Origin of the sequence: Streptomyces sp. SCSIO 75703 (assembly GCF_036607905.1) — a bacterium.
Taxonomy (GTDB): domain Bacteria; phylum Actinomycetota; class Actinomycetes; order Streptomycetales; family Streptomycetaceae; genus Streptomyces.
Genome location: NZ_CP144555.1, coordinates 1,097,762 through 1,122,673, shown reverse-complemented (window position 1 = coordinate 1,122,673; position 24,912 = coordinate 1,097,762). Strand labels below are relative to the sequence as shown.

General features: G+C 74.5%; 23 protein-coding genes. 14 read left to right on the top strand and 9 right to left on the bottom strand.

The window, feature by feature from the left end; all coding sequences use genetic code 11:
• The first annotated feature begins 204 nt into the window (after positions 1 to 204).
• A complete protein-coding gene (gcl, locus tag VM636_RS04775) occupies positions 205 to 1,989 on the top strand; it encodes a glyoxylate carboligase (RefSeq protein ID WP_030422989.1) in 1,785 nt (594 codons plus the stop codon).
• A gap of 915 nt (positions 1,990 to 2,904) precedes the next feature.
• Here gcl and VM636_RS04770 read toward each other — a convergent pair.
• Both VM636_RS04770 and VM636_RS04765 read right to left on the bottom strand, forming a co-directional pair.
• Positions 2,905 to 3,795, bottom strand: coding sequence for a 2-hydroxy-3-oxopropionate reductase (locus VM636_RS04770; RefSeq protein WP_053913834.1), 891 nt, complete (start codon positions 3,793 to 3,795; stop codon positions 2,905 to 2,907).
• A 36-nt stretch (positions 3,796 to 3,831) separates the two neighbouring features.
• Positions 3,832 to 4,689: a TIM barrel protein gene (locus VM636_RS04765; protein WP_030422987.1), complete on the bottom strand. Its 858-nt coding sequence runs from the start codon at positions 4,687 to 4,689 to the stop codon at positions 3,832 to 3,834.
• Positions 4,690 to 4,977: 288 nt separating this feature from the next.
• Between VM636_RS04765 and VM636_RS04760 the strand changes: the two genes are divergently transcribed.
• From VM636_RS04760 to VM636_RS04710, 11 genes are all read left to right on the top strand, one after another.
• A complete protein-coding gene (locus VM636_RS04760) occupies positions 4,978 to 5,607 on the top strand; it encodes an ABC transporter ATP-binding protein (RefSeq protein WP_234340427.1) in 630 nt (209 codons plus the stop codon).
• Positions 5,604 to 6,449, top strand: coding sequence for a hypothetical protein (locus tag VM636_RS04755; RefSeq protein ID WP_030422985.1), 846 nt, complete (start codon positions 5,604 to 5,606; stop codon positions 6,447 to 6,449). The genes VM636_RS04760 and VM636_RS04755 overlap by 4 nt, the downstream gene beginning before the upstream one ends.
• 155 nt (positions 6,450 to 6,604) lie before the next feature.
• Positions 6,605 to 7,888 carry a polyprenyl synthetase family protein gene (locus VM636_RS04750; RefSeq protein ID WP_338483506.1) on the top strand — a complete coding sequence of 428 codons (1,284 nt, stop codon included), beginning with the start codon at positions 6,605 to 6,607 and terminating at the stop codon, positions 7,886 to 7,888.
• A 127-nt stretch (positions 7,889 to 8,015) separates the two neighbouring features.
• A complete protein-coding gene (gene lhgO, locus VM636_RS04745) occupies positions 8,016 to 9,242 on the top strand; it encodes an L-2-hydroxyglutarate oxidase (RefSeq protein WP_030422983.1) in 1,227 nt (408 codons plus the stop codon).
• Between the two features lie 179 nt (positions 9,243 to 9,421).
• On the top strand, positions 9,422 to 9,673 hold the full coding sequence (locus VM636_RS04740) for a thiamine-binding protein (protein ID WP_107091367.1): 252 nt from the start codon (positions 9,422 to 9,424) through the stop codon (positions 9,671 to 9,673).
• On the top strand, positions 9,670 to 10,038 hold the full coding sequence (locus VM636_RS04735) for a helix-turn-helix domain-containing protein (protein WP_030422981.1): 369 nt from the start codon (positions 9,670 to 9,672) through the stop codon (positions 10,036 to 10,038). The genes VM636_RS04740 and VM636_RS04735 overlap by 4 nt, the downstream gene beginning before the upstream one ends.
• Positions 10,039 to 10,188: 150 nt before the next feature.
• A complete protein-coding gene (gene uraD / locus VM636_RS04730; RefSeq protein WP_030422980.1) occupies positions 10,189 to 10,698 on the top strand; it encodes a 2-oxo-4-hydroxy-4-carboxy-5-ureidoimidazoline decarboxylase in 510 nt (169 codons plus the stop codon).
• A 62-nt stretch (positions 10,699 to 10,760) separates the two neighbouring features.
• The gene (gene uraH, locus VM636_RS04725; RefSeq protein WP_030423164.1) at positions 10,761 to 11,162 is read left to right on the top strand and encodes a hydroxyisourate hydrolase; all 402 of its coding nucleotides are present in this window, start codon (positions 10,761 to 10,763) and stop codon (positions 11,160 to 11,162) included.
• Between the two features lie 4 nt (positions 11,163 to 11,166).
• Positions 11,167 to 12,093, top strand: coding sequence for a factor-independent urate hydroxylase (gene pucL / locus VM636_RS04720; protein ID WP_338483502.1), 927 nt, complete (start codon positions 11,167 to 11,169; stop codon positions 12,091 to 12,093).
• Positions 12,094 to 12,325: 232 nt separating this feature from the next.
• Positions 12,326 to 13,711, top strand: coding sequence for an 8-oxoguanine deaminase (locus VM636_RS04715; protein WP_053913838.1), 1,386 nt, complete (start codon positions 12,326 to 12,328; stop codon positions 13,709 to 13,711).
• Positions 13,712 to 14,007: 296 nt separating this feature from the next.
• Complete coding sequence (locus VM636_RS04710) at positions 14,008 to 15,393, top strand: nucleobase:cation symporter-2 family protein (RefSeq protein ID WP_338483498.1); 1,386 nt, start codon at positions 14,008 to 14,010, stop codon at positions 15,391 to 15,393.
• Between the two features lie 241 nt (positions 15,394 to 15,634).
• Here the strand turns inward: VM636_RS04710 and VM636_RS04705 are convergent, their stop codons facing one another.
• The 4 genes from VM636_RS04705 to VM636_RS04690 form a co-directional block, all read right to left on the bottom strand.
• A complete protein-coding gene (locus VM636_RS04705; protein ID WP_338483495.1) occupies positions 15,635 to 16,279 on the bottom strand; it encodes a hypothetical protein in 645 nt (214 codons plus the stop codon).
• 47 nt (positions 16,280 to 16,326) lie between these two features.
• Entirely contained in the window at positions 16,327 to 16,926 is a 600-nt protein-coding gene (locus VM636_RS04700) for a histidine phosphatase family protein (RefSeq protein ID WP_338483493.1), read from the bottom strand.
• Positions 16,927 to 16,982: 56 nt separating this feature from the next.
• On the bottom strand, positions 16,983 to 17,393 hold the full coding sequence (locus tag VM636_RS04695) for a Scr1 family TA system antitoxin-like transcriptional regulator (RefSeq protein ID WP_338483491.1): 411 nt from the start codon (positions 17,391 to 17,393) through the stop codon (positions 16,983 to 16,985).
• Between the two features lie 62 nt (positions 17,394 to 17,455).
• On the bottom strand, positions 17,456 to 18,664 hold the full coding sequence (locus tag VM636_RS04690; protein WP_030423171.1) for a pyridoxal phosphate-dependent aminotransferase: 1,209 nt from the start codon (positions 18,662 to 18,664) through the stop codon (positions 17,456 to 17,458).
• A gap of 87 nt (positions 18,665 to 18,751) precedes the next feature.
• Between VM636_RS04690 and VM636_RS04685 the strand changes: the two genes are divergently transcribed.
• A complete protein-coding gene (locus tag VM636_RS04685) occupies positions 18,752 to 19,390 on the top strand; it encodes a helix-turn-helix domain-containing protein (RefSeq protein WP_338483488.1) in 639 nt (212 codons plus the stop codon).
• Positions 19,391 to 19,466: 76 nt separating this feature from the next.
• Here VM636_RS04685 and VM636_RS04680 read toward each other — a convergent pair whose 3' ends face one another.
• The 3 genes from VM636_RS04680 to VM636_RS04670 all read right to left on the bottom strand — a co-directional run bounded on the left by VM636_RS04680 (position 19,467) and on the right by VM636_RS04670 (position 23,287).
• Positions 19,467 to 20,303: a hypothetical protein gene (locus tag VM636_RS04680; protein ID WP_053913841.1), complete on the bottom strand. Its 837-nt coding sequence runs from the start codon at positions 20,301 to 20,303 to the stop codon at positions 19,467 to 19,469.
• Positions 20,303 to 21,568: a VWA domain-containing protein gene (locus VM636_RS04675; RefSeq protein WP_030423174.1), complete on the bottom strand. Its 1,266-nt coding sequence runs from the start codon at positions 21,566 to 21,568 to the stop codon at positions 20,303 to 20,305. The genes VM636_RS04680 and VM636_RS04675 overlap by 1 nt, the downstream gene beginning before the upstream one ends.
• A 156-nt stretch (positions 21,569 to 21,724) precedes the next feature.
• Positions 21,725 to 23,287: an IucA/IucC family siderophore biosynthesis protein gene (locus VM636_RS04670; protein ID WP_338483484.1), complete on the bottom strand. Its 1,563-nt coding sequence runs from the start codon at positions 23,285 to 23,287 to the stop codon at positions 21,725 to 21,727.
• A 96-nt stretch (positions 23,288 to 23,383) separates the two neighbouring features.
• Here VM636_RS04670 and VM636_RS04665 point away from each other — a divergent pair, with 96 nt between their 5' ends.
• Complete coding sequence (locus tag VM636_RS04665) at positions 23,384 to 24,898, top strand: IucA/IucC family protein (RefSeq protein ID WP_338483481.1); 1,515 nt, start codon at positions 23,384 to 23,386, stop codon at positions 24,896 to 24,898.
• The last annotated feature ends 14 nt before the right edge of the window (positions 24,899 to 24,912 follow it).

Sequence of the window (24,912 nt, the reverse complement as noted above, 5' to 3'; positions counted from 1 at the left end):
TCGTCCCCCGGGGCGTGCTCCGTTGTCCCCGGCTTCCCGGTCTCGGCGCGGGGCCCGGTACGCGTCTTGACGGCTCGGGATCAGCCCGCTTACCTTACTTCCAGATAGCAGAAGTCCAGTTTCACTATACGGAAAAGCGATCGGACTTGGCTCACCGCGGGGCGCGACGGGAGGGCGAATCCGGCAGTCGGACCAGGAGACTCCATGGCTCGAATGACCGCTGCCCGCGCGGCAGTTGAGATTCTCAAGCGGGAAGGCGTCACGGACGCGTTCGGTGTGCCCGGCGCGGCGATCAACCCCTTCTACGCGGCGCTCAAGGCGTCCGGGGGCATCGCGCACACCCTCGCCCGCCACGTCGAGGGCGCCTCGCACATGGCCGAGGGCTACACGCGCACCCACGCCGGCAACATCGGGGTCTGCATCGGCACCTCGGGCCCGGCCGGCACCGACATGATCACCGGCCTCTACTCGGCCACCGGCGACTCCATCCCGATCCTGTGCATCACCGGACAGGCGCCGACCGCGGTGATCCACAAGGAGGACTTCCAGGCGGTCGACATCGCCTCGATCGCCAAGCCGGTGACGAAGATGGCCGTCACCGTCCTGGAGGCCGCCCAGGTGCCCGGCGTCTTCCAGCAGGCGTTCCACCTGATGCGCTCCGGCCGGCCCGGACCCGTCCTCATCGACCTGCCGATCGACGTGCAGACCACGGAGATCGAGTTCGACCCGGACACGTACCAGCCGCTCCCGGTCTACAAGCCGGCCGCGAGCCGGGCCCAGGCCGAGAAGGCCCTCACGATGCTCAACGCCTCCGAGCGCCCCCTCATCGTGGCCGGCGGCGGCATCATCAACGCCGACGCCTGCGACCTGCTGGTCGAGTTCGCCGAGCTGACCGGCACCCCGGTGGTGCCGACCCTGATGGGCTGGGGCGTGCTCCCCGACGACCACGAGCTGAACGCCGGCATGGTCGGCCTCCAGACCTCGCACCGCTACGGCAACGCGACCTTCCTGGAGTCGGACTTCGTCCTCGGCATCGGCAACCGGTGGGCCAACCGCCACACCGGCCGGATCGACGTCTACACCGCCGGCCGCACCTTCGTCCACGTCGACGTCGAACCCACCCAGATCGGCAAGATCTTCGCCCCCGACTACGGCATCGCCTCCGACGCCAAGGCCGCGCTGGAACTGTTCGTCGAGGTCGCCCGGGAGCTGAAGGCCGAGGGACGGCTGCCCGACCGCTCCGCGTGGGCCGCCGCCACCCAGGAGAAGCGGGCCACGCTCCAGCGCCGCACCCACTTCGACGACATCCCCATCAAGCCGCAGCGCGTCTACGAGGAGATGAACAAGGTCTTCGGCCCGGAGACCCGGTACGTCTCCACCATCGGCCTCTCGCAGATCGCCGGCGCCCAGATGCTGCACGTCTACCGGCCGCGGCACTGGATCAACTGCGGCCAGGCCGGCCCGCTCGGCTGGACCGTCCCGGCCGCGCTCGGGGTCGCCAAGGCCGACCCGCAGGCCCGCGTCGTGGCGCTCTCCGGCGACTACGACTTCCAGTTCATGATCGAGGAACTGGCCGTCGGCGCGCAGCACAAGATCCCCTACGTGCACGTCCTGGTCAACAACTCCTACCTGGGCCTGATCCGCCAGGCGCAGCGGGCGTTCGACATCGACTTCCAGGTCAACCTGGAGTTCGAGAACATCAACTCGCCCGAGCTGGGCGTCTACGGCGTCGACCACGTCAAGGTCGCCGAGGGGCTGGGCTGCAAGGCGATCCGGGTCACCGACCCGAACGAGCTGGGGGCGGCCCTCGAACTGGCCGGCAAGCTCGCCGCGGAGCACCGCGTCCCGGTGATCGTGGAGGCCATCCTGGAGCGCGTCACCAACATCTCCATGTCGGGCACCAACGACATCGGCAACGTCGTGGAGTTCGAGGAGGTGGCCACCGAGCCGGGGCACGCCCCGACCTCGATCCTGCCGCTGAAGGGCTGACGCCCGGCGCGGTCCCGTGAGGGGCGGTCCGTCTCACCGACGGGCCGCCCCTACGCGCGTGCGCGGGGGCATCCACCGGAGGGAACCGTGCCGCCCGGCGCGGTGGACCGGCCCGGGGCGGCACGGCCCCCTCGGCCCCCTCGCCCCTTGTCTCGCAGCCTCGCCGTTCCGCCGTTCCGCCGTTCCGCCGTTCCGCCGTCCCGCCGGACGGCGAGGCGGCCGGTGACCCCCGGGGGAACACCTCCACGTCCCTCCCGTACGGGGCGCGCACCCGTCCGCCCCCTGCCGCCGGCCGCGCCGACCCGTCGGCGTCGTCGGCGTGGCGGCGGCGGGGGGCCCGGGAACGCGCGAGACGCCGGACGCGGGTTTCCGCGTCCGGCGTCTCGTCCGGGTACGTGGTGTCCGTCCGGCGGCGCGGGGCCGGGCGCGACGGATCGTCCACGCCGCCGGACGGGGTCTGTGGGCCCGCCCTCACGGGCGGGCGGTGGACGGAGGGACCGCGGCGGGCCGCGAAGGGAACGCGGGCCCCTCCCCTCAGGTCGTAGGAGGAGTCCCGTTCCTTTCACCACCGCACTGGCTCGCGGGCCGCCGCGGTCCGTGTCCCGCCCGCTCCGGCGGGGATCGGCCACCCCTCATCCGGGCCGTCCCCGCTGGGGCGGGCAGCGCACCCGGGCCCGACCTCCCCGTCGGGTCCCGTGTGCGAGCTGGTGTCTCCCTCTCCTCGCGGGCCGTGTCACCGGCCGGGCGTGTCGGCGCCCGGCCGGTGACACGGCTCCCGCGAGGCCGTGCTCCGCGTCCCGGGCCCGCGGGGGGTCACCGGGGCCGGGGAGCCGTGGTTCCCGGGCGGCGCCGCCGCTCGGGCGCGACTGAACAGGTGTCAGCGGCGCCGCCGCCCGGAGTCTGTGCGGGCCCGCCTCAGACCTGGGCGCCGGAGAGGCGCTCCACGGCCCGCAGCAGCGCCGAGTGGTCGAGGCCGCCGTCGCCCTGTTCGCGCAGGGAGGCGACCAGTTGGGCCACCACGGCGCCGACCGGCAGCGCGGCGCCCACGGTGCGGGCGGCGTCGGTGACGATGCCCATGTCCTTGTGGTGCAGGTCGATGCGGAAGCCCGGCTTGAAGTCGCGGGCGAGGAAGTTGTCCTTCTTCCGCGTCAGCACGGTCGAGCCGGCCAGGCCGCCGTTGAGCACGTCGAGCGCGGCCTTGAGGTCCACGCCGGACTTCTCCAGGAAGACCACGGCCTCGGCGCACGCCTGGATGTTCACGGCGACGATGAGCTGGTTGGCGGCCTTCACCGTCTGCCCCGAGCCGTGCGGCCCGCAGAGCACGATGGTCTTGCCGAGCGCTTCCAGGAGCGGCTTCGCCGCGTCGAAGTCGGCCTGCTCGCCGCCGACCATGATGGACAGCACGGCCTCGATGGCCCCGGCCTCGCCGCCGGAGACGGGGGCGTCCAGGACGCGGATGCCCTTGGCCTTCGCGGCCTCGGCCAGGTCGACCGAGGTCTGCGGCGTGATCGAGGACATGTCGATCAGCAGGGCGCCGGAGCGGGCGTTCTCCAGGATGCCGTCGGGACCGTAGGCGACGGCCTCGACCTGGGGGGAGGCGGGCACCATCGTGATCACGACGTCCGCGTCCCGTACCGCCTCGGCGATGGAGGCGGCGGCGGTCCCGCCGGCGGCGGCCAGCCGGTCCCGCTTCTCCCGCTCCAGCGTGTAACCGGTGACCGGGTAACCGGCCTTGACCAGGTTCTCGGACATGGGGGAGCCCATGATGCCGAGCCCGATCCAGGCGACCTTGGGGAGGGTGCTCATAGGAAGTGCCTCTCTCACTGCTCTCGAAACCTGTGGTCAGCGGGGTGCGCGGGCGTCGGCGGGCAGCCAGCCGAAGGCTTCCGCGCTCGGGCGGTCGCCCGGCTTGTACTCCAGGCCGACCCAGCCGTCGTATCCGGCCGCGCGCAGCCGGCCGAGCAGCTCCTCCAGCGGGAGCGAGCCGGTGCCGGGGGCGCCGCGGCCGGGGTCGTCGGCGATCTGGACGTGCCCGGTGCGCGCGACGTAGGCGTCGATCACCTTGGGCAGGTCCTCGCCGTTCATGGACAGGTGGTAGAGGTCCATGAGGAACCGGGCGTTGCCGAGTCCCGTCGCCCGGTCGACCTTCTCGACGACGTCCACGGCGGCCGGGGCCGACAGCAGCGGGTAGTGCGGCGACTCGGGCCCGTTGAGCGCCTCGATCAGCAGGACGGCGCCGATCCGGTCGGCGGCCCGCGCGGCCAGCACCAGGTTCTCCAGGGCCAGCGCGTCCTGCTCGGCCGGGTCCACGCCCGCGACGCGGTTGCCGTAGAGGGCGTTGAGGGCCGTGCAGCCCAGGGACCGGGCGAAATCGGCGGCGACGTCGACGTTGGCGCGGAAGCGCTCCGACTCCGCGCCGGGGATCGACAGCGCGCCCCGGTCGGGGCCGGGCAGCCGTCCGGCGTAGAAGTTCAGCCCGGTCAGGCGGACGCCGGCGTCCTCGATCGCGCCGCGCAGGGCGTCCAGTTCCGACCGCTCGGGGACCGGGGCGTCGACCCAGGGCCACCACAGCTCCACGGCGCCGAAACCGGCCGCGGCGGCCGCCGCGGGGCGCTCCAGCAGCGGGAGCTCCGTGAAGAGTATCGACAGGTTGACGGTGAAGCGCTGGTCTGCGGCGGTGCTCCACGCGATACCGGGCATCGGATGCCGCGCCCCCTTCCAGGAGAGTTCCGCGAATTTCATATCGTGGAAAGTCATTTCTGCGTACTGGAAGATTGCCGCCGGGGGGTCAGGCTTGTCAAGGGGGGTGAGCGGGCCGGGGCGGGCGGCGCCGCCCGGCCGCCCCGCGGAGCGCCGCCGCCCGGGGGCGGCGCGGGCCCGCCCGCCCGGCGGCTGACCTGCGGAAGATCGTCCGCAGGGTGCGGTGTCCGGACGCCGCCCCGCTCGTTGAGCCCTGCCGTAGACAAGGCTCCAGGTGGGGAGGTGCCGGTGCGCGCATCCGAAGGGGAACCGCGGCTGGTGTTGAGCGGGGTGGCGAAGTCCTACGGACGCCGACGCGTCCTGAACGGCGTCGACCTGACGGTCCGGGCGGGCTCGCTCGTCGGCGTCGTCGGCGAGAACGGCGCGGGCAAGAGCACGCTGCTGCGGATCATGGTCGGCGAGCTGACACCCGACGGGGGAGAGGTGCGGCGCGGCGGCGAGGTGGGCTACTGCCCCCAGGAGACGGTCCTGAACCCGCTGCTCACCCTCGCCCAGCACCTCGAACTCTTCCGCGTCGCCTACCGGTTGCCCCAGGTCACGCGGGCGCGGGAACTGCTGGCCGAGTTCGGCTGCGCCGACCGCCTCGACCAGCGCGCCGGCACGCTCTCGGGCGGCACGCGGCAGAAGCTCAACCTCGTCCTCGCGCTCATGCACGACCCGCCCCTGCTCGTGCTGGACGAGCCCTACCAGGGCTTCGACTGGGACACGCACCAGCGGTTCTGGCGGCTCGCCCGCGCCCTGCGCGACCGCGGCCAGTCCGTCGTCGTGGTCTCCCACCTGGTGCACGACCTGGGCCACTTCGACGCGGTCCACCACCTCCGGGACGGCGTCCTGCACGAGGGGGTGCGGGCCGCGTGAGCGGGCAGTGGACCGGGTTCACGACCGCGCTGCGGTTCACCCTCGCGGCACACGGCCGCAACCGGCTGGCCCTCGTGCTGGCCGTCACCTTCATCCCCCTGTGGATCCACCTGGTACGGATCTGCGCCTACGACGCCGTGCTCCACTTCCGGGTGCACGCCGCGGGCGGGGAGATCGCCGCCTCCAACAACCACGCCACCCAGGTCAACAGCGCCCTCAACGCGGTGACCGTGATCGTCGGCTTCATGATGTTCATGGAGGCGTTCCAGTCCGGACCGCTCGACCGGCGCCTGGTCCTCGCCGGCTACCCGCGCCGCCACCTCATGGCCGGCAAGGTCCTGGCCCTGGTCGCCATCGCCGCGGTCCTCGCCGTCTACACCGCCGCGCTGCTGCGGCTGTCCTTCCCGCAGGAGCAGTTCTGGCAGCTCGCCCTCGCCGTCCTCACCGCGAACCTGGCCTACGGCGGCATCGGCGTCATGCTCGGTCCGCTGCTCCGGGGCGAGCTGGAGGGCTTCTTCCTCATCATCATGACAAGCCTGGTGGACGCCGCCCTCCAGAACCCGGGCATGAACCCCCTCGCCGACCAGCCCGGCCTGCGGTTCCTGCCCATGTACGCGGCCTCCCAGCTCGCCTACACCTCCGCCTTCACGCCCGAGCGGGCCGCCTCCTACGCGACGGGCGGCCTGGTCTGGTTCGCCCTGTGCACCACGGCCGGCCTGCTCTTCTTCTCCCTGCGCACCCGCGCCTTCCGGCGCCCGGGGGCCCGGGGGCCCGCGCTGCCGGGTCAGCGCGGGGCCGGGCGCCGCACGGAGGAACGGTCACGGCCCGGTGCCGGGGCGTGAGGGGCCTGGGGGTGCCCCGGCCCCGTGCGTGCCGCCCAACGGGGGCTGGGGGTGCCCCGGCCCCGCGTGTGCCGCCCAACGGGCCGTGCCCGGCGCACCGTTGCACTCGGGTGGCCGGGGCGTGTCCTCGGTCGCGGGGCCTCGTTAGCCGACGCGTGAACGAGGTCATCTTCTCCGCGGCCGGCCCGCCGGCGGCGGCTCCGGGCGCGCACGCGGCCCCCAGTGCCCCGGTCCCCGCCCCGGCCACCCCGGACGGCGGCACGGCGGCCCGCCCGGCCGTCCCGGACCCGCCGCCCGCCGGGAGGGACGCGGCGCCGCCCGCCGCGACGGACGTCGCGGGGCGGTTCCGGCGCGCGGCGCTGCGGATCGAGGAGCACCTCGCCCGCCTCTACCCGCCCGCCCCGGCCGGCGCCGAGCGCTGGATGTGCCCGCGGGCCGCGTCCGGCCTCGCCCCCGGCACCGCCGACCTCGTCGCGCGGCGCCTGCACCGGACGCTCGCCGCCCCGGTGCGGCACCTGGTGGACGCGGGCGGCCGGCGCTGGCGGCCCGGACTGATCGCGGAGGCGATCGACCTGCTCGGCGGGGACAGCGAGCACTACGGCCCGCTGTGCGCGGCGATGGAGGTCACCCACACCGGATCGCTCATGGTCGACGACGTGCAGGACGGCTCCCCGCTGCGGCGCGGCATTCCGGCCGTGCACAGCGTCCTCGGCGTGGCGGCGGCGCTCAACGCCGGGACCAACGCCTACTTCGCCCTGGACCGCGCCATCACGCTGACCACGGCGGGCGACCCCGCGCTGGCCGGGCGGCTCAGGGAGGTGTACCTGGCGGCGCTGCGCTCGGCGCACGCCGGGCAGGCGCTCGACATCGAGGGCCACCGCGCCGAGATGCAGCACGCCGTGGCCACCGGCGACGCCGGCCCGGTCCGGGAGCTGGTGCTGCTGACCCACCGGCTGAAGTCGGGGGCGCTGGTGGCCGCGGGCTGCGAGGCCGCCGCCCTGGTCACCGGCGCCGGCCCCGGGGCGCGCGGGGCGCTGGCCGACTTCGGCGAGGCGGTCGGCACCGCCTACCAGATCACCGACGACGTGGCCGACCTGCTCGGCGTCACCCGGGACGGGGCCGCCACCAAGCGGGTCGCCGAGGACGTGCGCAACGGCAAGGTGACCATGCCGCTCGCCCTGGCCGTCCCCCGGCTGCCCGCCCCGCGGCTGCGGGAGCTGTGGCACCTGGTCCGGGACCCCGGCGCCGGCGGCCGGCGGCTGGACGAGGTGCGCGACGTCCTCACCGGATGCGGCGCCACCGACGCCTGCCGGCGCGAGGCCGACGCCCTGCTGGAGCGGTCCTGGCGGGAACTGGAACCCCTCCTGCCGGCCGGTCCCCGTGCCCGGACCCTGCGCGACATGGCCTGGTACACCGTGCACGGCGACCGGGTCGCCTGACCGCGACGCGGGGGTGCAACGGTCACGCCGTCGAGCCCGGAGCGCCGTTTCGCGCATGCTGGTCCGCGGGTAGTCCGCCGGACGGGCCGGGTGCCCGTCAAGCGGGCCTGCCACCGGGAGGAAGCGCATGGGCCAGAGGCGACGTCTCGCGGTCGTCGGCGGCGGCATCATCGGTGCCGCGGTCGTCCGGGAGGTGAACCGGCGGCTGCCGGACGCGGAGGTGGTGCTCTTCGAGAAGGAGCGCGCGCCGGCCGCCCACCAGAGCGGGCACAACTCCGGTGTCGTGCACGCCGGGCTCTACTACGAACCCGGCGGGCTGAAGGCCCGGCTGTGCCGCCGCGGCGTGCGCCTCCTGGCGCAGTACACGGCCGAGCGAGGCATCCCCTATGAGCGCTGCGGCAAGGTCGTCGTCGCCCTCGACGAGACGGAACGCGGGCGCCTGGCGGCGATCCACGAGCGGGCGAGGCGCAACGGCGTCCCCGGCGTCCGCCTCGTCGACGGGGCCGGACTGCGCGAGATCGAACCGGAGGCACGCGGGATCGCGGCCCTGTACTCGCCGGACACCGCGATCGTCGACTACGCCGCGGTCACCCGCGCGCTCGTCGCCGACGCCGAACGCGCCGGGACGCGGGTCCGGCTCGGCGTCGAGGTCGTCGCCGCCGGGGCGGCGCCCGGCGGGGGCGCCACCGTCCGCACCCGGCAGGGCGAGGAGCGCTTCGACCACGTGATCGCCTGCGCGGGACTCCAGTCCGACCGGCTGGCCCGGCGCTCCGGGGCCGGTCCGTCCCCGTCGATCGTGCCCTTCCTCGGGCAGTACCTGCTCCTCGAACCCCGCTTCGGCGCCCTCACCCGCGGACTGGTCTACCCCGTGCCCGATCCGGCGTACCCGTTCCTCGGCGTCCACCTCACCAAGCGGGTGGACGGCGCGATGACCGTCGGCCCGAACGCCTTCCTGTCCTTCTCCCGGGAGGTCTACCGGGGGCTCGGCGTCGACGTCCGCGACACGCTGGCGGTGGCCGCCGACCCCGGCTTCTGGCGCTTCGCCGCGGGCAACCTCGCCGGGGCCCGGCGCGAACTGCGCGGCGTGCTCTCCACGGGGCGCTTCCTGCGGGAGGCGGCGCGTTACGTCCCCGCCGTCGAGGGGGCCGCCTTCACCCGCCTGCCACGCGGCATCCGCGCCCAGGCCCTCGGGCGCGACGGACGTCTCGTCGACGACTTCGTCGTCCAGCACACCGGGCCGGTCACGCACCTGCGCAACGCCCCGTCGCCCGGGGCGACCTCGTCCCTGGCGATCGCCGAGCACATCGTCGGGCACGTGATCGAGCGGCACGGCCTCGCCTCCCGGGGCCGGTGAGCCGCGCGCGGCGCCCCCGACCGCCGGCATCGGGGCGGAAACTCCCTTCCGCGTACCGGATTCGAGACCCCGGGGGAGTCCGTTAAGGTCGTGCCCCAGCGGCCGGGGAACGCCCCGGGCGCGCCCGCTCGGCCACCCGGCCGGGGAGCAGTGCAGGCCGGTCCAGTGATGGGGGCGCAGTGCGTTTGAGAGTGGAGTTCACGACCGAACCCTTCGACCTCGACGAGGCGCCCGCGCACGCGGTGGTCGCCCGCGAGGTCGTGGAGACCGCCGGACTGGACGCCGTCGACGTCGGCCCCTTCGGCAACACCGCCGAGGGCGAGGCCGACGCGGTCCTCACCGCCGTGGACGCGATGCTCCGCCGCTCCCTGGGGGCCGGCGCCACCCGCATCTCGCTCCAGGTCAACGTGGCCGAGGAGGACGGACGGTGACCGGCCCCGGGGAGGAGTCCTTCATCGCCGCCGTGAAGCCCCTGGTGGACGCGATGGGCGGCGAGATGCTCCCGCCGGACGAGGCCGGCCGCGACGACGTCGTGCTCTCCTGGCAGGGCGCCGACGTCGTCGCCGTGCGGCTGCCGCAACTCGCCGACTCCCTGGACCACATCCTGGCCGCGATGGAGCGCCGCAAGGGCAGACCCCTCGCCGAACTGGACCGCAAGGCCAAACAGGAGGTCGTACGGAGCCTGGAGGCGCGCGGCGCCTTCTCGGTGCGGCACGGCGTCGAGACCGTCGCGAGCGCCCTCGGCGTCAGCCGCTTCACCGTCTACAACTACCTCAACCGCGAAAAGGGCAACTGACCAGCGAGAACGCGGAGATGACGGCGCCGCCGCCCGGACCCGGGGCGGCGGCGCCGCTGTTTCCGAGTTTTCAACAAACTGTTGACGGGTCGGGTCGGAGGGCGTTAGCTATCGGCACGCCCGTTCAGCACCCCGCCACGGAGGATTCCCGTGACGTCCTTTTCCCTGCCACCGGGCCTGGCCCGGTTCAACGCCCTCGACGAGTCCGCGGCGGAAGCCGAACTCCGCGAGGCATGCGCCTGCACCGCCTGGGTCCGGCGACTGCTCGACGCCCGGCCCTGCACCACCCCGGAAGACCTGTACACCGCCAGCGACGCCGCCACGGCCGACCTGACGAGGGACGACCTCGCCGAGGCGATGGCCGCCCACCCGCCGATCGGCCGCCCCGCCCCGGGCGACCCGGTCTCCGCCCGGGAGCAGTCGGGCATGACGGGGGCCTCCGCCGCGCTCAAGGCGGAGATGCTCGAACTGAACCTGGCCTACCAGGAGAAGTTCGGCCACGTGTTCCTGATCTGCGCCACCGGGCGGACCGGTGAGCAGATGCGGGACGCCGCCCGGGAACGGATCGGCAACACGCCGGACCGGGAACGGGACGTCGTCCGCGCCGAACTCGGCAGGATCAACCGCGTCCGGCTGGCCCGGCTCCTGGGCACCGCCTGACCCGGCCCGGCCCGCCCCCGCCCACCCGCCCGATCCACCGTCGTACGAGGGAACCGCACCGCATGAGCACCGAGACCACCGCCTCCGTGTCCACGCACGTCCTGGACACCAGCACCGGAAGCCCCGCCCGCGGCGTCGCCGTCCGCCTCAGCGCCCGGACCGGCCGGAACGCGCCCTGGCAGGACCTCGGCGGTTCCGCGACCGACGCGGACGGGCGCTGCAAGGACCTCCCGGCACCGCCGGAGGGCACCACCCACGTACGGCTCGGCTTCGCCGTGGAGCCGTACTTCGTCGAGAAGAAGCGAGCCGATCCACAGCAGGACGCCCCCGCGCATCGGGACAGCGGTGCCGACGACGTGTTCTTCCCGGAGGTGGACGTCGCCTTCGCCGTCCGCCCCGGCGAGCACTACCACGTACCGCTGCTGCTCAACCCGTTCGGCTACTCCGTATACCGAGGGAGCTAGCTACATGACCGTCCAGTCCCGCTCGTCCAGCCCTGTCGTCCTGGGCCAGAACCAGTACGGCAAGGCCGAGAACCGAGTCGTCAGGATCACGCGGAACGGCGCCACCCACCACATCCGGGACCTCAACGTCTCCATCGCCCTCTCCGGGGACATGGAGGACGTCCACCGCTCCGGCTCCAACGCCCACGTCCTGCCGACCGACACCACCAAGAACACGGTGTTCGCCTTCGCCAAGGAACACGGCGTCGCCTCTCCCGAGCAGTTCGCCATCCACCTCGCCCGGCACTTCGTCACCTGGCAGGACGCCATCCACCGGGCCCGCGTCCGCGTCGAGGAGTACGCCTGGGAGCGCATCGGCGCCGGCGGCGACGAGGCCGGCGGCCACTCCTTCGCCCGCCGCGGCCAGGAGGTCCGCCTCGCCCAGGTCACCTACGACGGCGACCGCTGGGAAGTCGTCTCCGGCCTCAAGGACCTCACGGTGATGAACTCCACCGACTCCGAGTTCTGGGGGTACGTCAAGGACGACTACACCACCCTCAAGGAGGCGTACGACCGCATCCTCGCCACCTCCGTGCACGGCCGCTGGCGGTTCAACTGGACCGGCGACGACCAGGAGGCGCCCGACTGGGACGCGTCCTACGCCGCGGCCCGCACCCACCTGCTCCAGGCGTTCGCGGAGACCTACTCGCTCTCCCTGCAGCAGACGCTGTTCCAGATGGGCACCCGGATCATCGACCACCGCGCGGAGATCGACGAGGTCCGCTTCTCCCTCCCCAACAGCCACCACTTCCTGGTGGACCTGGAGCCCTTCGGCCTCAAGAACGACAACGAGGTCTACTTCGCCGCCGACCGGCCCTACGGCCTGATCGAGGGCACCGTGCTCCGTGAGGGCTGCGAGGCCCGCATCCCGTCCGACCTCACCAACCTCTGACCCCGGCCGGCCCCGGCCGACGACCCGGCCGCGCGTCCCCGGCCCGCCAGCCCTCCCGGCACCGGGGGCGCGCGCCCCACCGCCCGTCCTCCCCGCCCGCACCCCTTCGCCCTGTCCCCTTCGGCACCCGGAGTCGCAGCACGGTTCCGGCACTCAACTCCACCAGGGTCCTGCCGTGCCCTCCCCGTGGACCCACACACCACGGGCCCCCACCGAAAGACAAGGAAGCGCCATGGCCCCATCGGCAGCCGAGCGCACCGTCATCGAGAACGGCGCCGTCGCGACCGTCGACGCGGACGACACCGAGTACGCCTCGGGCCACGTCGTCGTCGCGGGCAACAGGATCGAGTCCGTCGGACCCGGACCGGCCCCCGCGGACCTGGAGAACGTGGTGGAGCGGATCGACGCCACCGGTCACCTGGTCACCCCGGGCCTCGTCAACACCCACCACCACTTCTACCAGTGGCTCACCCGCGGCCTCGCCACCGACCACCACCTCTTCGACTGGCTGGTCGCGCTCTACCCCACCTGGGCGCGGATCGACGAGCCCATGGTCCATGCCGCCGCCCAGGGCTCCCTGGCCATGATGGCCCGCGGCGGCGTCACCACCGCCATGGACCACCACTACGTCTTCCCGCGCGGCGCCGGCGACCTGTCCGGCGCCCTGGTCCGCGCCGCCCGCGAGACCGGCGTCCGCTTCACCCTCGCCCGCGGCTCCATGGACCTCGGCGCCTCCGACGGCGGGCTGCCGCCGGACTTCGCCGTGGAGAGCCTGGACGGCGCGCTCGCCGCCACCGAGGACACCGTCCGCGCCCACCACGACCCGTCCCCGGACGCCATGGTCCAGGTCGCCGTCGCCCCCTGCTCGCCCTTCTCCGTCTCCACCGACCTGCTGCGCCACTCCGCCGAACTGGCCCGCCGGCTCGGCGTCCGCCTGCACACCCACGGCTCGGAGACCGTCGAGGAGGACGCCTTCTGCCGGGAGCGGTTCGGCATGGGGCCCACCGACTACCTCGCCTCCACCGGCTGGCTCGGGGAGGACGTGTGGATGGCCCACTGCGTCCACATGAGCGACGCCGACATCGCCGCCTTCGCCCGCACCGGCACCGGCGTCGCCCACTGCCCCTCCTCCAACGCCCGCCTCGCCGCCGGCATCGCCCGCGTCCCCGACCTCCTCGCGGCCGGCGTCCCGGTCGGCCTCGGCGTCGACGGCACCGCCTCCAACGAGTCCGGCGAACTCCACACCGAACTGCGCAACGCCCTGCTCATCAACCGGCTCGGCGCCCACCGCGAGGGCGCTCTCACCGCCCGCCGCGCCCTGCGCCTCGGCACCCACGGCGGGGCACGGGTCCTCGGCCGGGCCGCCGACACCGGCTCCCTCGAACCCGGCAAGCTGGCCGACCTCGTGGTGTGGCGGATGGACACCCTCGCCCACGCCTCGATCGCCGACCCGGTGGCCGCGCTCGTCCTCGGCGCCGCCGCGCCGGTCACCGCCTCCTTCGTCGACGGACGGCGCATCGTGGCCGACGGACGCCTCCTGACCGTGGACGAGGACGCCGTCGCCCGTACCACCCGCGACCAGGCGCGGCGCCTGGCACGCGTCGCGGCGGGGGACTGACGGGAACCCGCACCCGCGCGGCCGACGCCGCGCGACCGCACCCGCGGACTCCGGCCGGGAGGGACGGCTCCCGGCCGGCAGCCCTGGACCCGAGCGGGGTCCTCGGCGGCCGTCTCCGGAGGCGTGCGCCCGCACGCGCTCCGGAGCCGGTCCCCGTTCCGCCGGAACGGGCCGTCCCGGGCCCTCCCCGCGCCCCGGCACCCGCCGGAAGCGGGAGGCACTCCCTCATGCCCACCGCACCACCTCCCTGACACCCACGTCGACGACGACGTGTAACCGACCGGAGGGACGCCGCCGTGGCCGACCACCCTGTTGACGAAAAACTCCCCGCCCTGAAAATGGCGACGACCGGCCTCCAGCACGTGGCCGCCATGTACGCCGGAGTCGTCGCACCGCCCCTCATCGTGGGCGCCGCGATCGGACTGTCCGCCGGCGAACTGACCTTCCTCACCGGCGCCTGCCTGTTCACCGCGGGCCTCGCCACCTTCCTGCAGACCCTCGGCATCTGGAAGATCGGTGCCCGCCTGCCCTTCGTCAACGGCGTCACCTTCGCCGGGGTCGCCCCCATGACGGCGATCGTCGCCGCCACCGACGACCCGTCCGACGCGCTGCCGGTCATCTTCGGCGCGGTCATCGTGGCCGGGCTCCTCGGCTTCCTCGCCGCGCCGGTCTTCTGCAAGGCGATCCGCTTCTTCCCGCCCGTCGTCACCGGCACGGTGATCACCCTCATCGGGATATCCCTCCTGCCCGTCGCCTTCGGCTGGGCCCAGGGGGCCAGCGCCACCGCCGCCGACTACGGCTCGGCCACCAACCTCGGCCTCGCCGGGATCACCCTGCTCATCGTCCTGCTGCTGCGCCGCTTCACCCGCGGCTTCGTCAAGCAGATCGCCGTGCTGCTCGGCCTGGTCGCGGGCACGGTGATCGCCATCCCGTTCGGCGCGACCGACTTCGCCCCGGTCGCCGACGCCGCCCTCGTCGGCTTCCCGACGCCGTTCCACTTCGGCGCCCCGCAGTTCCAGATCGCCGCCGTCGTCTCGATGTGCGTGGTGATGATCGTCTCGATGACCGAGTCCACCGCCGACATGCTGGCGCTGGGCGAGATCGTCGACCGGCCGGCCGACGAGAAGACCATCGCCGCCGGGCTGCGCGCCGACACCCTCGGGTCCGCGCTCAGCCCCGTCTTCAACGGCTTCATGTGCAGCGCCTTCGCCCAGAACATCGGCCTGGTCGCCATGACCCGCATCCGCAGCCGCTTCGTGGTCGCGGCGGGCGGCGGCTTCCTGGTGCTGATGGGCCTGTGTCCCGTCGCGGCCTCGCTCATCGCCGTCGTCCCGCGCCCGGTGCTGGGCGGCGCCGGGGTCGTCCTCTTCGGCTCCGTGGCGGCCAGCGGCATCCAGACCCTGGTCCGGGCCGGCCTGGACAAGGACAACAACGTCCTGGTCGTGGCGGTCTCCCTCGCGGTGGGCATCGTGCCCATCGCGGCGCCGGAGTTCTACCACGCGTTCCCGGAGAACGCGAAGATCATCCTGGATTCGGGCATCTCGACCGGGTGCCTGGCCGCCGTCCTGCTCAACCTGGTCTTCAACCACATCGGCCGGGGCCGGGAGGCGCAGGACGTGACCCATCCGATGGAGGCGGCGGAGGACATCGCCGGACCGGGACGGGCCGCCGCGACCCGGTAGCCGGCCCGGCACCGCGCCGTCCGCCCCGTGGCCGGGCCGTCGCCCCACGGCCCGGCCACGGGGCGCCGGCGTCCCCTCGGACCGCCCACTCCCGCGACCTCGGCGACGACGCCGTCCGCCGTCCGCCGTCCGGATCACCGGTCCCGAGGGATGGGGGCGCAGGGGGACAAGGCTCGGTCGCGGCCTCCCCGGGACGGTCGGCGAACGGCGCGCGCACGATCCCGGCTCACGCCCTCGCCCGCTACGCCCGCCGGGGCGACGCCAGCAGGTACCGCGCCCTGGTGCGCGGCTCGGTGTGCTCCCCGGCCTGCCAGCCGGCCTCCGCCAGCGTGGCCGCGCAGGCCGCGAGCGCCGCCGGGTCCTCCTCGTACACCGCGACGGCCTCCGGCTGCGGCGTCGCCCGCACCCGGTACCCGGGCCCGCCGCCGGGGCGCGCCGGGGTGTGCCCGGCCGCCTCCAGCGCGAGCGCCGCGGCCCGTACGAGGTGGGTCCGCTCCCAGTCGCAGGGCCGGTCCGTGGCGCCGTCGGCCCGGGTCATCCGGCGCAGTTCCCGCAGCCCCTGCCAGGCGCCGCGCACCTCGCGCAGCCGGGCCGCCGCCGCGTCCCCGGACAGCGGCTCCTCGCCGCCCACCCGCGCCGCGAACACCCCGCCCGCCGCCCCGTCCTCCGCCGGTACGGGCGCCGGGGTCTCGGGGGCGTCGGCGGCCTCGCGCAGACGGTGCCCGGCCGGGGTGAGGAAGTGGTCGTGCGGCGGCCGGGGATGGCGGAAGACCAGGCCGCGCCTGAGCAGCGCGGCGAGCTGGGCGGGCGTCCCGCGCACCCGTCCGGTGACCGGGTCGGCGGCGTCGACGATCCGCCGCTGCGCGGCGCTCGGCGGCCCTGCCATGGCGTCCTCCCTCCCTCGCCGGGCCCGTCGAGGGCCCTGTCCGAAGGCTACGACGGGGGTCGGACGTTCCAGGCGGCGATCACGGGCCGCCCGTGCTCCGTGCCCAGCCGGCACAGGGTCCCCGTGGCGAGCTGGAACATGGCCCCGGCCGACGGGCCGAGCCCCAGGTGACGCGCGGTCAGCACGCGCAGGAAGTGCCCGTGCGAGACGAGGACGACACAGCCCTCGGTGTCGGCGAACGGGGCCTCCACCCGGGCCAGCACCCGGTCCGCCCGCTCGCCGACCTGCTCCGGGCTCTCCCCGGGGTGCCCCGGCGGGCCCGGCACGACCCCGTCGGTGAACAGGAACCAGTCCGGCCGGCTCCGGTGGATCTCGACGGTGGTGACGCCCTCGTAGCCGCCGTAGTCCCACTCGTGCAGGTCCGCGTCGACCTCCGCCTCGTCCAGACCGATCAGCTCGGCGGTCTCCCGGGTGCGCTGGAACGGACTGACGAACGCGGCGCCGATACGGTGCGAGCGGATGAGGGGCATGAGGGAGCGGGCCTGGTCCCGGCCGTGTCCCGTGAGGGGGACGTCGCTGAGTCCGGTGTGCCGTCCGCCGCGTGACCAGGCGGTCTCGCCGTGCCGGACGAGGAAGAGATCACCCATGGCGTCAGGCTACGAGCCCGGGGCCCCGCGCCGGGTCGGGCGCGGGGCCGTACGGGTCAGTGTCCGGCGGCGTAGGACACGAAGGTGGCCCACTGGGGACCGTCCAGCCCGCCGTTGTCCTCGCACCCGAGGGGAAGCACCTGGACGGCCACGTTGCGCCACTGCCCGACCTCCAGGAGCCGTTCGAGCTGTCTGCGCGACACCATCCCGCCCCCGATGCGCCGCCGCAGCGTCGCCTCGTCGTGGACGAAACCGAAGGCGGGTGTCATCCGGTCGCGGTCGAGGATCGACTGACGTGCCAGGCGAGCCTCGACGCGCCTCTCCAGCTCCTCCTCGGAGAATGCCGGACGGGGAGGCCCACCGTACGGCGGCCCTGCCTGCCGCCCCCGGGGGCCTCGGACGTCCCGGGGGCGTCGCGGACACCGGCCGCCGGCTGAGGGACCGCCGCGGAGTGACGGGTGCGCCAAGACCGTGTGGTGCGAGACGGTCCTCGCCTGACCGGCGGTACGGGCCGGCCGGGCGGGGTCGCCTACTGCCGGTAGCCGCTCAGGAAGCGGCCGATGCGGCCGATGGCGGCCTCCAGGTCCTGGGCGTGCGGGAGCGTGAGGATGCGGAAGTGGTCGGGGGAGGGCCAGTTGAAGCCGGTGCCCTGGACGACCTGGATCTTCTCCCGCAGCAGCAGGTCCAGGACGAACTTCTCGTCGTCGTGGATCGGGTGCACCTTCGGGTCGATGCGCGGGAACGCGTAGAGCGCGCCCTTCGGCTTCACGCAGGAGACGCCCGGGATCTCGTTCAGCTTCTCCCAGGCCACGTCCCGCTGTTCGCGCAGCCGGCCGCCGGGCGCGGTCAGGTCCCGGATGGACTGGCGCCCGCCCAGCGCGGCCTGGATCGCGTACTGGGCGGGCGCGTTGGCGCACAGGCGCATGGAGGCCAGCATGGTCAGCCCCTCCAGGTAGTCCCGCGCGTGCTGCCGGGGGCCGGTGACGACCAGCCAGCCGGAGCGGAAGCCGGCCACCCGGTAGGTCTTGGAGAGGCCGCAGAAGGTGAGGACCACCAGGTCCGGGGCGAGGGCGGCGGCCGAGTGGTGCACGGCGTCGTCGTAGAGGATCTGGTCGTAGATCTCGTCGGCGAAGACCATCAGGCCGTGGCGGCGGGCCAGGTCGAGGATGCCCTCGACGATCTCCTTCGGATAGACCGCGCCCGTCGGGTTGTTGGGGTTGATCAGGACGACCGCCTTGGTGCGGTCGGTGACCTTGGCCTCCATGTCGGCGAGGTCCGGGTACCAGTCCGACCCCTCGTCGCACAGGTAGTGGACCGCCGTGCCGCCGGCCAGCGTGGTGACCGCCGTCCACAGCGGGAAGTCGGGTGCGGGGATGAGGACTTCGTCGCCGTCCTCCAGCAGCGCCTGCACGGCCATGGAGACCAGTTCGGAGACGCCGTTGCCGAGGTACACGTCGTCGACGTCCACCTCCAGGCCGAGGGCCTGGTACCGCTGGGCGACGGCGCGGCGGGCGGAGAGGATGCCCCGCGAGTCCGTGTAGCCGTGCGCCTGCGGCAGCATCCGGATCATGTCCTGGAGGATCTCCTCCGGTGCCTCGAAGCCGAACACCGCCGGATTGCCCGTGTTGAGGCGCAGCACGCTGTGGCCGGCCTCCTCCAGGGCGTTGGCGTGCTCGATCACCGGGCCGCGGATCTCGTAGCAGACCTCGCTGAGCTTGTTCGACTGCCGGAACTCCATGCGCGGCTTCCCCTCCGGTATCCGTTGATGCTTGGTTTTACCAAGTGGGCGCTTGGAAAGTCCAACAACATGTCTAGACTGCGTCGCATGTCACCTCGCCGACGCTACGACCAGTACTGTTCCGCCGCCCGCGCGCTCGACGCCGTCGGCGACCGCTGGACCCTGCTGATCGTCCGGGAACTGCTCGCCGGACCGCGGCGCTACACCGACCTGCACGCCGACCTGCCGGGCGTCAGTACGGACGTCCTCGCCTCCCGCCTCAAGGACATGGAGCGCGAGGGCCTGGCGACCCGCCGCCGGCTCGCCCCGCCCGCCGCGGCCACCGTCTACGAACTCACCGGACGCGGCCGGGCCCTGCTGCCCGTGCTGGACGCGCTGGGCGCCTGGGGCGCGGACGAACTGGGGGAGCGGCGGCCCACCGACGCGGTGCGCGCCCACTGGTTCGCGCTGCCCCTGCTGCGCGCCCTCAGGGTGGCCGGAGCCGACCGGGGCCTCGTCGAAGTCCGGCTGGCGGAGGGCGACTTCCACCTGTACGCCGATGCCGTGGAGGGCCCGCTGTACGGGGACGGGCCGGCCCCCGGGGAGCCCGGCGCGCGGCTGGTGCTGGACGCCGGGGTGTGCGCGGAGGTCTGCCGAGGGGAACTGTCCCTGCGCGAGGCCGTGCGCGCGGGGCGGGCCGGGCTCAGCGGGGAGGGACCGGCGGCGAAGGCGCTGCGCGAGGGGTGAGGACGGCGGGAGGCCCCGCCGGTGTCCGGCGGGGCCTCCCCCTGGTGATGCCGTGCCGTCTTTCCTGCCGGGCGTGTCAGACGCCCGGCGGGACCCGTGAGGGCCGCCCGGAGCCCCGGGTGAGCACGTAGCCGCCGATGCCCGCGAGCGCGGCCAGCGCCGCGCCGACGCCGGTCCACACCCACCGGTCGGACCACCAGCCGGTGGCCCAGCCGTCCTCGGGCTCGATCGCGGACAGCAGGGCGTTCTTGCGCTTGCCCTCGCCGTCGGCGGCGTTCTCGGCGGTCTCCTCGGCGGCCTTCCTCGCGGCCTCCATGGCGATGCCCGGCACCAGCGGCTCGGAGAGCCGGCCGTCCACCGCCGCGGCACCGCCCATGTCCTTGGAGTCGACGCGGACCTCCGCGCCGATCCGCGAACCCAGGTCGCCGGCCGGCAGGTTGGCCACCGTCAGCCGCAGGTAGTACGTGCCCGGCAGCGGGTCGTTGGCCCACGGCTCGGCCCAGGCACGGACCGTGCGCAGCACGCAGGCCAGTTCCACGCTCGGGGAGTTGGCCGGGGCGGTGCGGATCTGCGCGCCGTACTGGCACGCCTGGTGGCGGCGGAGCCCGTCGTACACGTCGATCCGCCAGGTCTGCGCGGCGTGCGACTCCGGCAGGGTGACCGTGGCCTTCACGGTGGCGCGCTGGCCGACGTCGGCCGGGAAGGACCAGTACAGGTAGTCGCCGGCGGAGCCGTTGGCGGTGGCCCGCTGCCCCTGCTCGATCTCCGTCGCGGTGCGGAAGGACGTGCCGGCCAGGGTCGGCCCGGCACCGTCCTCGGACGGGCTCGCGGAGGGCGAGGAGTCGGCCGCGGCGGGGGACACCGAGAGGCCGAGCACCAGGAGGGCGGCGCTCACCGTTCGTATGAGACGCATCAGTTGGTCCTCCAGATCGCGAACCGCCAGCGCGAGAGCCAGCCCCACAGCAGACCGGCGAGGAAGCCGGCGACGACCAGGACGCCCAGCAGCCACCAGCCGCGGCCGAGGCCGAAGGAGGCGACGTCGTCGGCCTGGCTCGGGCCGTCGACCACGTCGACGGTCAGCTCCAGCGGCAGTCCGGGCGTGGTCTGCACACCGGAGGCGGCGGAGAAGGAGTGGGTGACCTGGAGGCACACGGTCTCCGCGGGCGCCTCTTCCTCGTCGCTCGGGGGCTTCGGGTAGCGCAGGCCCGTGGAGAGCACGTCGGTACGGCCGTTCTCGGCGGCCTCACCGCGCACGATCTCCCGGCCGTGCACCGTGACGGCGCGCAGCAGCACCCCGTAGGACGGGGTCACGGCCCGGTCGGCGCCCACGCTCAGCGAGGCGCGCAGTTCCTGGCCCGGCTTGACGTCCACCCGGTACCAGCGCTGCTTCCCGAACTCCTCGCGGTCGGTGTACAGACCGGAGGTGAGGGTCGGCGCCTTGGCGCAGGAGGCGGCCCCCTCGGTGGCCACCGGCGTCACCACGGGATCGGCCGCCCGGTCCACCAACTGGTTCACCCGGTCGGTGAGTTCGTCGGTGTGCTCGACCGAGGCGTAGGTGCCGCCGGTCGCCTCCGCGATGCAGCTCAACTGGCGGCGCAGCTTGGTGTTCGGGACCAGCCCGAGGGTGTCGATGGTCAGCCCGATGCCGCGGGCGGCGATCTCGCGGGCCACCTCGCACGGGTCGAGCGGGGCGCAGGTGTCCTCGCCGTCGCTGATCAGTACGATCCGCTTCGAGCCGTCGCCCTCGGCGAGGTCGTCGGCCGCCTCGAGCAGCGCGGGGCCGATCGGGGTCCAGCCGGTGGGCGACAGGGTCGCCACCGCCGCCTTCGCCTCGGTGCGGTTCAGCGGGCCGACCGGGTAGAGCTGCGCGGTGTCCTTGCAGCCGGTCTGCCGGTCGTCGCCCGGGTAGTCGGCGCCCAGCGTGCGGATGCCGAGCTGGACCTCCTCGGGCGTCGCGTCGAGCACCTCGTTGAACGCCTGCTTGGCGGCGGCCATCCGCGTGCCGCCGTCCATGTCCCGCGTCCGCATCGAACCGCTGACGTCCAGCACGAGGTTGACCTTCGGCGCGTCCTCGCCGGTGGGTTCACCGGCGGACGCGCCGGCCGGAAAGGCCACTCCGGCGGTCAGCGCGGCGAGCAGGGCGCACACGCCCGCCGCCAACCGTTGTCTTGTGATCATCGGCGGATCCTATTGATCAAAGGTGCCGGGTTCCAAAACGGCGGGTGACCGTCGCCCGGACGGGCGGACCTCCCCGCCGTCTCCTGACACCCTTTTCGCAGTCGTCTCCAACCCGCCTGCGGGGCAACGGGAATGTTCCCCGTGCCCGACGCACGATCAGCCCGCGGCCCCCGGGACCGGGCGGCCCGTCACCGGGTTGGGCAGCTCGGTCCACAGGTCCCCGGCACGGCCCGGGGAGAGGCGCATCAGGGTCAGCGCCTTCACCGGCAGCGGCTCCCGCGCGAGCGCCCGCGCGTCGTCCGTGCGGGGCGCGTCGCGCAGCGCGGGCTCCAGCGCGGCCCGCAGTGCCTCGCCCGAGCCGAACGCACCGGCCAGCGCGCCGCCCACCAGGGAGCCGAACAGCTTGCGGCGCAACGCCACCGGGTCGTCCGTGAGCATCCGCGCCGGCAGCGCGGGCGCCGACAGCCCGTGCCGGGCGAGCCGCGCGGGGCTGACCCGGATGTCGGCCAGGTCCCGGTAGACCAGGCGCAGCGGCTCGCCGGACGCGGAGAGCACCACCAGCAGGTTCTGGCCGTGCGCCTCCAGGGCCACCCCCAGCTCCAGCAGCCGCAGCGCCACGGTCAGCGCCAGCCGGGCGAACCGGGGCGCCCACCCCGGTGCCGCGGGCAGTCCCGTGGTGGCCAGCGCCGCCACCGGCACCACGTGCTCGCCGGGCGCCGCGTACTCCCGGGGCGATGCGCGCAGGACGGCCGCCAGGTCGGGGGAGTCCGCCGTCGCCGCGCCCAGCGTCCGCGTGACGCGCAGCAGCCCGTCCGTGTGCGCCGCGAGCCGCTGACCGAACACGGACACGGCGGCCGACGAGGTGACCGAGGTGACCGAGATGTCCCGCACCGAGGAGGTCAGCCGGGCGCTCAGCGCGGTCTTGACGTGCGGCCCGCCCGGCACGGCCAGCGTCCGCAGCGACATCAGCGGACGCGCGGCCAGGTTCCCGTCCGGGCCCTCCCCGGCCCACCGGTCGTGGGGGTCCTTGCCGGGCCGCCGCCTGAGCACGTGCGCGGCCTGCCACGGGTGCACCGGCAGCAGCAGCCGCCCGCCGTCCCGCAGCCCCTCGGGCCAGTCCCCGCTCACCAGGCACCGGCCCGCCTCCACCGGGAGCAGCGCCAGCTCCACCACCGGCGCGTGCTCGGGACCGTAGGCGAGCTGTTCGGCCACCGAGAATCCGGGCCGGGCCCGGCAGCCCGGATGGAACGGATGCCCGTCCACCACCCGCTGCTCCCACCCCCAGTCGGTCGCCGGCCACTCGTCCGGGTGAATTTCCGGTGCCCCCGCCCGCGCCAGCGCCAACGAGGCGGCGCTGTGGTCCAGTTCGGCGGCGAAGGCGGCCGAACGCGGTACGGCGAGGTCCGTCATCAGGCGCGCCGGATCGTCGTAGGCCACCTCGTCGAGGCGGACGACGGGGGCGTACGCCCCCGTGCGGTACGGGTCCGCCGCCGGGCCGCTCAGCACCCGGCCGTCCCGCAGGCGCAGCACCAGCGCGTCCCCGGCCGCCCGCCGCCCGGCGATCCACGGCAGCGGCTCGTGGGCGAGCGCCCGCCACAGGCGCGACAGCACCGCCGCGCGGGCCCCGGCCAGCCCGGCCAGGAAGGCCGGTACCAACTCCGGGCGTACGCCGGCCAGTTCTTCGGCGATCTCGGCCTCGGCGGTGGGCGGACGGCGCACGGGCGGGCTCCTCGGGGTACGGGACGGACGTCACGGCGGCCGGACGACGCCAGACATACTGATCGTCTCCGCCACTGGATTGACCGTAGGGAACGAGTGGAACGCGTGGATCTCCTGCCCCCGCCCACCGGCGCCGACCCCGCCGCCCGTGACGACATCGCGGCGCGGGCCGACGCCTACGCGGCGGCCCCGCTGCTGAACTGCCTGCTGCGCGAGGTCGCCCAGCCCCTGCCGGGCCCCGCCGAACGCCCCGTCTACCGGCTCCCGGACGGCCGGCTGCTGCGCGTGCGCGCCGGCCGCCGCCCCGCCGAACCGGAGGTGTACGCGGACGCCGCCTGGCAACCCCTCGGCCACGACGCCCTCGTGAGACTGGTCACGGAGGAACTCCACCGCCACACCGGCCTGTCCAACCGCGAACTGCCCGTCGAGATGGCCGACAGCCGCGACGCCGTGGACGCCCTGCTGCGGGCCCGGCAGCGGGCCCTGCCGCCCGACGACCCCTACCTGCGCTCCGAGCAGTCCCTGCTCACCGGCCACACCCACCACCCCGCCCCCAAGGCGCGCGGCGGCGGCCCGCACACCGGCTGGCTGCCCTACGCGCCCGAGGCGCACGCCCGGTTCCCGCTGGTGCTGCTCGGGGTGCGCGAGGACACCGTCGTCGAGGAGGGCGACACCCGCGCCCTGGACGCGCTCGCCGAGGCCCCGCCCGGCTACCGGACGCTGCCCGCCCACCCCTGGCAACTCGACCTGACGCGGGCCGCGCTGGAGGCGGCCTTCGCCGACGGCCGCCTCGTCCGGCTCGGCACGACCTCCTTCCCGGCCTGGCCGACGGCGGCGATCCGCACCGTGTACGCGCCCGAACGGGACCTCTTCCTCAAGTTCAGCCTGGACGTGCGCATCACCAACGACGTCCGCCGCCTGTGGCGCGACGACCTGCTGCGGCTGCGGCGCACCGACACAGCGGTCGCCGAGGCGTTCGCCGCGATCGGCCCGCCCGCCGCCTGGCTCGACGACCGCGGCTACCGCACCGCCGACTTCGCCTTCGAGGAACTGGCCGTCGTGGTCCGCGACGGACTGCGCGGCCGGCTGCTGCCCGGCACCACGGCGCTGATCGCCGCCTCCCTGGTGGAGGCCGACAGTCCCCTGGAGCGCGCCGCCGACCCGGCCGCCTGGTGGACCGCGTACCTGGCCGCCGTCGTCCCGCCGGTCCTCACCGCCTTCGCCGACGACGGCGTGGTGCTGGAGGCGCACCTCCAGAACACCCTGGTCGCCGTGGACGCGGACGGCACCCCCGTCCAGGCGCTGTTCCGGGACGCCGAGGGCGTGAAGCTGCTCCCGGAGACACCCCGCGCGGCCGGCTGGGAGCGGCTGGTGTACTGCCTGGTGGTCAACCACCTGCACGAGATCGCCGGGGTCCTCGCCGAACACCACGGCCTCGACCCGTGGCCCGCCGTCCGCCGTGAACTGGCCCGCCACGACCTCCCCGAGATCCCGACCCTGCTGGCCTCGCCCACCCTGCCCGGCAAGACCAACCTGCTCCTGCGCTGGACCGGGGCCGACGGCGCCGCCGCCCGCTACCGCCCCCTGCCCAATCCGCTCTGCCGCGCGTGAACCCGCGCGTGCCG

Excerpts from the sequence above, each read along its gene's own strand:
- gcl (WP_030422989.1), top strand. The coding sequence starts at position 205 with ATGGCTCGAATGACCGCTGCCCGCGCGGCAGTTGAGATTCTCAAGCGG.
- VM636_RS04770 (WP_053913834.1), bottom strand. The coding sequence starts at position 3,795 with ATGAGCACCCTCCCCAAGGTCGCCTGGATCGGGCTCGGCATCATGGGC.
- VM636_RS04765 (WP_030422987.1), bottom strand. The coding sequence starts at position 4,689 with ATGCCCGGTATCGCGTGGAGCACCGCCGCAGACCAGCGCTTCACCGTC.
- lhgO (WP_030422983.1), top strand. The coding sequence starts at position 8,016 with ATGGGCCAGAGGCGACGTCTCGCGGTCGTCGGCGGCGGCATCATCGGT.
- uraH (WP_030423164.1), top strand. The coding sequence starts at position 10,761 with ATGAGCACCGAGACCACCGCCTCCGTGTCCACGCACGTCCTGGACACC.
- pucL (WP_338483502.1), top strand. The coding sequence starts at position 11,167 with ATGACCGTCCAGTCCCGCTCGTCCAGCCCTGTCGTCCTGGGCCAGAAC.
- VM636_RS04715 (WP_053913838.1), top strand. The coding sequence starts at position 12,326 with ATGGCCCCATCGGCAGCCGAGCGCACCGTCATCGAGAACGGCGCCGTC.
- VM636_RS04705 (WP_338483495.1), bottom strand. The coding sequence starts at position 16,279 with ATGGCAGGGCCGCCGAGCGCCGCGCAGCGGCGGATCGTCGACGCCGCC.
- VM636_RS04700 (WP_338483493.1), bottom strand. The coding sequence starts at position 16,926 with ATGGGTGATCTCTTCCTCGTCCGGCACGGCGAGACCGCCTGGTCACGC.
- VM636_RS04690 (WP_030423171.1), bottom strand. The coding sequence starts at position 18,664 with ATGGAGTTCCGGCAGTCGAACAAGCTCAGCGAGGTCTGCTACGAGATC.
- VM636_RS04685 (WP_338483488.1), top strand. The coding sequence starts at position 18,752 with ATGTCACCTCGCCGACGCTACGACCAGTACTGTTCCGCCGCCCGCGCG.
- VM636_RS04680 (WP_053913841.1), bottom strand. The coding sequence starts at position 20,303 with ATGCGTCTCATACGAACGGTGAGCGCCGCCCTCCTGGTGCTCGGCCTC.
- VM636_RS04675 (WP_030423174.1), bottom strand. The coding sequence starts at position 21,568 with ATGATCACAAGACAACGGTTGGCGGCGGGCGTGTGCGCCCTGCTCGCC.